This window comes from Bathymodiolus azoricus thioautotrophic gill symbiont (genome assembly GCF_001298715.1).
GTDB lineage: Bacteria > Pseudomonadota > Gammaproteobacteria > PS1 > Pseudothioglobaceae > Thiodubiliella.
In genome coordinates this window covers 1-3,563 of sequence record NZ_CDSC02000182.1, presented here as the reverse complement: position 1 = coordinate 3,563, position 3,563 = coordinate 1, and the positions used below count along the sequence as shown (strand labels likewise).

The 3,563-nt window shown below is 39.6% G+C and carries 1 protein-coding gene; it reads left to right on the top strand.

The window, feature by feature from the left end; all coding sequences use genetic code 11:
• A partial coding sequence (locus tag BAZSYMA_RS03550; RefSeq protein WP_143243085.1) for a SpvB/TcaC N-terminal domain-containing protein occupies positions 1-3,563 on the top strand: 3,563 nt, incomplete at both ends.

The following is a 3,563-nucleotide window of genomic DNA, read 5'->3' as shown; positions in this document are numbered from 1 at the left end:
ACAGCAGGTGCACTTAGTGTAGAGCAAGGCGTTGCTAACTATGCCATTCCAATTATTGTGCCGCCGGGTATCAGTGGCATGAAACCAGAGCTCTCAATTCATTATAACTCTAGTTCAGGTAATGGATTACTTGGTATAGGATTTAGCCTAGGTGGTTTGTCAGCCGTTTATCGCTGTAGTAAAACCATTGCCACTGATGGCGTGAAAGACGTGGTTGGTTATGATGATAATGACAGATATTGCCTAGATGGCCAGCGCCTAATTGCCATTAGTGGGCAAGATGGTAAATCAGGTTCAGAATATCGCACTGAGATTGAGAGCTTTAGTAGAGTTAAATTCACGGGCAATCATTGGACGGTTGAAACCAAAAGTGGACAAACCTTTGAGTATGGTAATACGGATGATTCTAAGATTGAAGTACAAGGCAAGAGTCTCGTTAAGCTTTGGACAGTAAATAAAATCACGGATGCTTCAGGTAACGCTATTAATTATGTTTATAGTGAAGATAATGCAAATGGCGAATATGCACTTAGTCGCATTAATTATAGCAACAATTCAGTTAGATTTAACTACGAAGATAGAAAAGACAAGTCTGTAGCTTACCAAGCAGGCGCTAAGTATTCGCAAACTAAACGCTTAAAAGCAATAACAACTTATTCAAAAAACAGCCTTACAAGAAGTTATAACTTAGAATATCAATATAGCAATACTCCCACTAAAAGAACTCAGTTAGCTTCATTGCAAGAATATATAGGTGGTAAATATTTGCCAAAAATTAAATTTAGCTGGAAAAAATTCGGTTATGTAAAAACCACTAGGTGGCATAGATACAATACTTGGAAGCCACCAGTGGCAATTTCTTCTAAGATGCGTATTATTGATGTAACTGGCGATGGTTTGCCTGATCTTTTGCAGTGTGCGTCATCATCAGCTGCTGATTGTAAATCATGGGTTAATACAGGGGCAGGCTGGAAGAGTGATGATTCCTACAAGCCTAAAACGACTATTAACGGTAAGGGCGTTCGTATTGTAGATGTGAATGGCAATGGTTTGGTTGATTATTTACAATGTGACACAGCAGGAGCTTGCAAAGCCTGGACAAATACTGGTTCAGGTTGGCAGCTCAATGATAACTGGAAACCGCCAGCGGTAATTTCTTATATGAGTGGCACTAAGAATATTGACAACGGTGTGCGTATTGTTGATGTAACAGGCGATGGCTTGCCTGATTTCTTAAAATGTGGCACAGCAGGACAGTGCAAAGCTTGGATAAACACTGGCTCAGGTTGGCAACGCAATGATAACTGGAAGCCACCAACGGTAATTTCTCATTGGAATGGCACTAAGAATATTGACAACGGTGTGCGTATTGTTGATGTAACAGGCGATGGCTTGCCTGATTTTTTACAGTGCGAGTTATCATCAGGATCAGTTACTGATTGTAAATCATGGATTAATACAGGGACAGGTTGGAAGCGTGATGATGCCTACAAGCCCCAAACGGCTATTACCGGTAATTATTCTGGAGTTGTAAGGGATTATGGCGTTCGTATTTTAGATGTGAATGGTGATGGTTTGGTTGATTATTTACAATGTGACACAGTAGGAGCTTGCAAAGCCTGGACAAATACTGGTTCAGGTTGGCAGCTCAATGATAACTGGAAGCCACCAGTGGTAATTTCTCATTGGAATGGCTCTAAGAATATTGACAAAGGTGTACGTATTGTCGATGTAACAGGCGAAGGCTTACCTGATTTCTTGAAATGTGACACAACAGGAGATTGCAAAGCTTGGATAAACACAGGATCAGGTTGGCAACGCAATGATAACTGGAAACCACCAATGGCAATTTCTCATTGGAATGACTCTGGTAATTTTGACACAGGTGTGCGTATTGTTGATGTATCAGGTGATGGCTTGCCTGATTTCTTAAAATGTGACACAACAGGAGATTGCAAATCTTGGACAAATATGACCAGCAGACCACTACTCAAAAGCATTATTACAGGTACAGGCACCACTACATGGCTTGACTATAAATCACTTACTGACCCATCCGTCTATACTAAAGGTACAAATGGTGCGTATCCAAACATTGATATTCAAAATGCCAGACTAGTGGTCTCATCTGTTGAAACAACAACCAATCTATACAATTGGAAAGATGCTACTTATTACAAATATGGTGATGCCAAAGTCAACCTTAAAGGCAGAGGTAATTTAGGCTTTGGCTGGATTGAAGCCAGAGATGATTATTTAGATGATGTTAAACTGACTCACGCTCTAAAATTGACTCGCACTCAATATAGGCAAGATTACCCCTATACTGGACAAGTTTCCTCAATAGAAGAATACCTTGATAATGGTGATGGTACAAAACAATTACTCAACAGACAAATCAATCAATATAAGCAAAACATTAGCCATAGTGGTAAAGTCCACTCAGTTTACCTGCACACAAACCGAAACGATGTTTATGGTTTTACTTCTGGTGATCTAATCAAATCCACCGCTATAATGAATTCAAATATTGATGAGTATGGCAATATTGGTCGTCTTTCTGTTGCTCATTATAAGCCTACTGTTACTGGTGCTAGTGCTGGCACTACAAGCAATAATCTTACATCAACTACAACAGTTATGTATCCTACGACTAATCCTATGAGTATTAAGTTCACAACAGAGACAATAAATACTTATGATAATGACAGCGCTAAATGGCATTTAGGCAGATTGAAAACTGCCAAAGTAACCCACGGTGCAATAAACACTCCAAGTATCACCCGTACCTCAAGCTTTACCTATAATAGCGACGGACTCCTGAAAAGTGAAACCATAAGTCCAAATACTGACAAATCTCTTACCACTACTTATAAATATGACAGTTTTGGTAACAAAACCAAAAGCACAATAACAGGCAGTGGTATTGTAAGCAGAAGTACAACCGTTGAGTATTCTACTGATGGTAAGTTTCCAGTCAAAACTACCAATGCTTTAGGGCATTTTGAAACCAAAACCTTTGATGCCAAAACAGGCAATGTTTTAACCTTAACAGGTCCAAATGGCCTCACGACCACTTGGGAGTATGATGTACTCGGCAGACAAGCCAAAGAAACTAGAGCCGACGGCACAACGACCACTACTAATTATGAATGGTGGACAGTCCTTGAGAGTAACTATAGACATGCTATTATTTACAAGATGACTACAACAATAAGTGGCTTTCCTCCTAAAACCACCTACTTTAATGCCCTTAACCAAAAAGTTAAAGAACAACACACAGGGTTTGACGGACGCAAGATTATCTCTGATGTTTATTATGATGACCTAGGTAGGGTTAAACAAGCATCTTTGCCATACTTTGAAGACGAGAAAAAGTATTTTGTTACCACGGAGTATGATGCCATTGGCCGAGTTATCAGCACTACTAAGCCCGCTGACAATGGAAAAACTGCCACCAGCACTATTAGCTATAATGGATTAAGCACTACTACAACTAATGCTCTAGGACATCAAAAAACCATTACTAAAAATATCATTGACAAAGTCATTCGCATAGATGA